At 57.4% G+C, this 5,076-nt stretch carries 3 protein-coding genes and 2 pseudogenes; 2 read left to right on the top strand and 3 right to left on the bottom strand.

Going from position 1 to position 5,076, the window contains the following annotated elements; translation table 11 throughout:
* Positions 1-196, bottom strand: a pseudogene (locus GYA94_RS23840) (IS21 family transposase); the annotation flags it as partial.
* 126 nt (positions 197-322) lie between these two features.
* On the opposite strand from GYA94_RS23840, the pseudogene GYA94_RS23835 reads away from it, so the two are divergent.
* Positions 323-1,219, top strand: a pseudogene (locus tag GYA94_RS23835) (DEAD/DEAH box helicase); the annotation flags it as partial.
* Between the two features lie 363 nt (positions 1,220-1,582).
* Here the strand turns inward: GYA94_RS23835 and GYA94_RS23830 are convergent.
* Both GYA94_RS23830 and GYA94_RS23825 read right to left on the bottom strand, forming a co-directional pair.
* The gene (locus GYA94_RS23830; protein WP_003464945.1) at positions 1,583-2,512 is read right to left on the bottom strand and encodes a carbon-nitrogen hydrolase family protein; all 930 of its coding nucleotides are present in this window, start codon (positions 2,510-2,512) and stop codon (positions 1,583-1,585) included.
* 26 nt (positions 2,513-2,538) lie between these two features.
* The gene (locus GYA94_RS23825; protein ID WP_049273832.1) at positions 2,539-3,861 is read right to left on the bottom strand and encodes an MFS transporter; all 1,323 of its coding nucleotides are present in this window, start codon (positions 3,859-3,861) and stop codon (positions 2,539-2,541) included.
* Positions 3,862-3,941: 80 nt separating this feature from the next.
* On the opposite strand from GYA94_RS23825, the gene GYA94_RS23820 reads away from it, so the two are divergent.
* Positions 3,942-4,868, top strand: a complete 927-nt coding sequence (locus GYA94_RS23820; RefSeq protein WP_003464940.1) for a LysR family transcriptional regulator — start codon at positions 3,942-3,944, stop codon at positions 4,866-4,868.
* The last annotated feature ends 208 nt before the right edge of the window (positions 4,869-5,076 follow it).

The following is a 5,076-nucleotide window of genomic DNA, read 5'->3' as shown; positions in this document are numbered from 1 at the left end:
CGGCTTTTAGCGCCTGCTCTAGCGTGGCGTGAAAAGGGCTGAGTTTGTTAAAGATCGCGCGGCGTTGGTACACCGGCTGCTTGGCCTCAGGTGCTCTGACCCACTTGCGAATCGTGTTGCGCGCCAGCCCGGTGCGCTTGGCTATCTCATGCAGCGACAGCTTGTCGCGGAAATACATCCGCCGAATTTTGCCCATCATTTCCATACTGATCACCCTGTGTTCTCCTGCTCAAAAATTGAGCAGAAGCAGTTGAACACCTGGGTCAGTTTTCAGTCGGCAGAACAGCCTCTACTGGGTCAGTTTTCGGTCAGCGGCAACACCCTGGCCCGCTACTCGTCCCCCGAGGGACACCTGATCTGCGACTACCGCTATGGCCTGAGGGAGGCCATTGCCGACGGGGTGTGCCGCGCGCCCCGCATCGTCCTTCTCGATAACCAGAAGGTGAAGCTAACTGAAGAACTGGAGACCGAGAGCACCGTCAGGCTGTTCCCCAGCATCGCCAAGCTGCTTGGTGAATCCCCCGTCACCTTCGAAGAGCTGTTGCGCCATGACGAGGTGATCGACCAACTGCTCGGCCTGGGATGCGCCAAGCTGGATGAGCTTCGCCAGATCAAGCCGGATGCAGCCGGCCTGGTGGTCGCCACCGATATTGAGCACGCCCAGCAGATTGTCCAGGCTCTGGAAGCCAGCGGGGAAGGTTGCCGCGTAGTGACCAACCGGACTCCGAATGCCCAACAGGTGATCAATGCGTTCAGGCACAGTGATTGCCGCTGGATCGTCGCTGTTGGGATGATCAGCGAGGGTACGGATATCCCCCGCCTGCAGGTGTGCTGCTACCTCAGCCGCATCCGTACTGAGCTGCACTACCGGCAAGTCCTGGGGCGCGTGCTGCGGCGGATGGGCGAGTCCGATGATCAGGCTTGGCTGTTCATGCTGGCGGAGCCAACATTGCGGCGCTTTGCGGAGCGCATTGCGGATGATCTGCCGGATGACCTGGCAGTGCTGAGCCGGGTGAAGATGCCCGCTGCCTCTTCTGGTTCGATGGCTGGTGGGATGGGGGCTACCTGCGATATCGATGGCTGCGGTGGAGGCGAGGCCGGGCAAAGTCTTGGTGCAGGTTTGGCGGGTGCCTACTCGCTGGGGGATTTTGCTGCTGAGCCGAGCTATCAGGTCAGTTTTTCTCAGCACTATCGGCAGTTGTTGTTGGCTTGCCTCTGATGGTCGGTAAGCAGTTAGCCCCAACTAGGGTGAGGCTGCCCGAAGTCTGACCGAGCCAACACAGGCCAGTCACCAGCCTTTCACCAATTCCGCGCCGAGCGGCCCAATGCGCTCTCGGGGCGTTCAGCTATTCGCGAAAGGCATCTCTTGGCCGATAGCTGGTCCGCTTTGTGCCACAAGCGGACGTTAAGTCGGTGAGTTATCTGTCTTGGCAAATCGGTTTGGGCCTAAGCCCTCGCTACACAGGAAATGGCGGCAACAACCTGGCCAGCAATAAAAAGCCGCCTTGCGGCGGCTCTATCCCTAAAGCAGTCATGCCCAAACTGGACGGTCAAAGGGAGGATTTCACTAAACAGGCTCTACTTATCGCTCCAGGGTTACCGGGGCCTGCGGGGCAATGTTCACCTTGAGTTCAAAGATGTCCGGCCGGGCATAATGGCCGACGACATCAAAGTCCAAGTTGGCTTGGCTAAGCAGATCCATATTGAGGTCTGCATAGATTTCTGTCTCGCAGTCGAACACCGGCCCTGCCAGTACTTCTCCGAGCGGACTTACAACCATGCTGCCCCCTCGCATCACGTAATCGTCCTCGTTGAACTCCAGGCCGAATGCATCGCGGTGCTGTTGTGGGTATTCACCAAGACGGATTGCCTGGCAGGCTGACAACACATAAACACGCCCTTCAAGAGCAATGTGCACCATGGAGCTGGCCCAGGACGGACGGTCATCTGCTGTCGGGGCGCAGTAGATCTGAACACCCTGGGCATACATGGCCTGGCGTAGTGCTGGCATGTAGTTCTCCCAGCAAATCACGCTCCCCAGGACGCCAAAATCAGTTTCTACAGGCTCGATTGTCGAGCCATCACCGAAGCCCCAAATTAGTCGTTCCTGGCCGGTGGGCATCAGCTTGCGGTGGTAACCGGCAATACCCCGGCCTGGGGCGATGGTGACCGCGGTGCAGTAAAGGGTGCGACCGAAGCGCTCGATTACACCAATCACAGTGGTAACCCCTGTGTGCTCGACACTTTCAGCAAGCAATGCCAGTTCCGGCCCATCCAGCGTCACAGCCCCATCGACATAGCGTTGGTACAGCTCACGCCCGCTGATGCTGCGATTACCCACTACGCTACCGAAAGCTATCCCCTTGGGATATCCGCCAATGAACGCTTCAGGGAATACGGCCAGCCTTGCACCTTGATCTGCTACGCGCCGCAGAATTGTGGAAGCCTTTTCAACGCTGGCTGCAGGATCATAAGGAACAGAGGCGGCCTGGATGACTGCAATTTTGGTCATGAAAAACTCCTGAGGGCAGTAAGAACCTAGAAACGTGTGATGTCGTTGTCGCGGGTTTCCGGCAAGGTCTTCCACAGCACGATGAGGCATGCCAGCGAGACGGCTGCTAGATAGGCGGCAGGGATGTTCGCGTCGCCAGCCTGGCTAATCAGGGCGGCGGCAATGAAGGGGCCTGGGCCTGCGAGTGTCGCCAGGGCCAGGTTGTGACCGAGCGCTGCTCCCGTGGAGCGGATGGACGCTGGAAAGACTTCAACCAGCAGCACCACATCCATCACCGCAGTTACAGCCACAAGTAGTCCCAGAACGATCAATCCTGCGAGGATTGCCACTGGGTTGCCGGTGTTGAGCAGCAGGAAGATTGGATAGGCCAGTACAGAGAGTGCGGCAGCAGCACTGAGCAGCAGCTTGCGTCGCCCGATGCTGTCGCTGAGCCGGCCGATCAGTGGATTGGCAATGACATAGACAACCAGCGCGATGCTGCACAGCCATAGTGCATTGCTTCGTGGTAGCCCAACGGTAGTGACCAGGTGGTTATTGGCGTAGGTGATGAAGTAGTAGAGCGAGACGCCGAACAGCGCTGAGAAGGCGAAAGTAGTGATGAAGGCGCGACGGTGTACAGACTTGCTCGGTGCTTCGAACTGTTGTGAATCGCGTTGACGTACCAGCTCTTCATACACGGGGGTATCACCCAGCTTCCGGCGGATGAAGATGGCGATACCGGTCATCACGATGGAGGCAACGAATGGGATCCGCCAGCCCCAGGACGCCAGTTGCTGGTCATCGAGTGTTGAGGTGAGGCTCGCGGCGGTGAACGTACCAAACAAGAAGGCCAAGCCAGCCGTTCCAGTGATAACGCTGGCTGCCGTCGCGCGGCGGTTGGACGGAGCACTCTCTACGATGTAGATACCTGCGCTAGACCATTCGCCCCCTACCATCATGCCTTGCACGAAACGCATGACGATCAGCAAGACAGGTGCAGCGATACCGATTGCCTCATAGGTGGGCAAAAGTCCGATGATCGTGGTGCACACACCCATACCGAAGACAGTGATGATAAGCACCGCGCGGCGACCGAGGCGGTCACCGATGGGCCCCAGAATCAATGCTCCAAATGGTCGCGATACGAAGCCTACGGCGAACACTGCCAGCGACGACAGCAGCGATACACCTGGGGCGCTAGAGGGGAAGAACAACATACCGATCACGGCAGCGAAGTAGCCGTAGATGGCGAAGTCGAACCACTCCATGAAGTTGCCGATACCCACCGCGATTGCACGCTTGCGAATGTCTGACTGCTCACCCTTGGTATGGATACTGCTTGGATTTACTTTTTTATTAATTGCGTCCACGGTGCTCCCCAGCTTTTCTTAGGTGTGTATGGGCAGCAGACTATGAATCCTCTCGGCCGCAGAGCAAACGATTAGAAAATATGAGCCGGATTAGTGTACGTAATATCTCGAGAATTGATCTGAACCTGCTGCTGACGTTCCACTGCCTGATGACCGAGCGCAGTGCCACCCGAGCCTCGGCCATGCTGCATGTGACCCAGGGGGCAGTTAGCTCGGCGTTGCGTCGTTTGCGTGAGCATTTCGGAGATGAGCTCTTTATCCGCACCGCTTCCGGAATGCAGCCAACCCGTAGGGCGATGGAGCTGGCGCCGAAGATCGCCGAGGCCCTTACGTCTATCTCAGGCGTGCTTGGGGCAGAGCCGGATTTCTCCGCACACGACTCGAGCTACATTTTCAACATCGGTCTGTCCGATGATATTGAGGCCTATCTCGCTCCGCGGATCGTTAACGCCGCAGCGGATCAGGGGCTGGGAGTGAGCTTTTCGTTCCATCAGAGCAACAGCTCACTGTGGAAACAGTCGCTACAAGATCCGGACATGGATCTAGTGATTTGCAGCGAGCCGAAAGACTTCAGCAGCGGGTATTCATCCAAGGTGCTGTTTTCCTCGTCATACTCCTGCTTGTACCTGCCTGGCGCAGACAATGCAGGCACACCTATCGGCCTGGAGGAGTACTTCGAGGCAAGCCATGTGCGAGTTTCCTATGACGGCCGCCGCGGCTTTATCGACGACATGTTCGAAGCGGCGGGCTATTCGAGGCGTGTTATAGCCTCATTCACCCACTTCAGTGGCGCGCTCACCACGTTGATCAGCAGCGGCGCGATAGCCACAATTCCCACGTTCGCCGCCGAGAGCTATTCGGCCATGACTCGGCTAAGTATTTGTCCGGCGCCGATTCCGGTTCCATCATTTCGATGCTTCATGGTTTGGGACATTGCCAAGAACAGTAAGCCTCAGCACGAATGGCTGCGGCTATTCATCGGGCAGCTGACACAGAAGCTTGCTTAGACTTGGTCGCAGGTAGCCAGGAGTTACGGGAAAAAGGGGGCGGATTTATTGGAATCATCGACCGCTTCTGACCGATTTGTGCCGGTCGTCAAGGACCGCTTCGGATCACTCTCAACCGGATCGCGGGCCAGCTGATTTGCTAAAAACCCGCGCCAAACTCAACGAAGGATTTCGCATGATCCGTTTTTTTTGGTTCTTCGCGGAGTCT

Source organism: Pseudomonas juntendi, assembly GCF_009932375.1.
GTDB lineage: Bacteria > Pseudomonadota > Gammaproteobacteria > Pseudomonadales > Pseudomonadaceae > Aquipseudomonas > Aquipseudomonas juntendi.
Note: the sequence above shows the minus strand (reverse complement) of the source record. Positions and strands in the feature narration are given on the sequence as shown.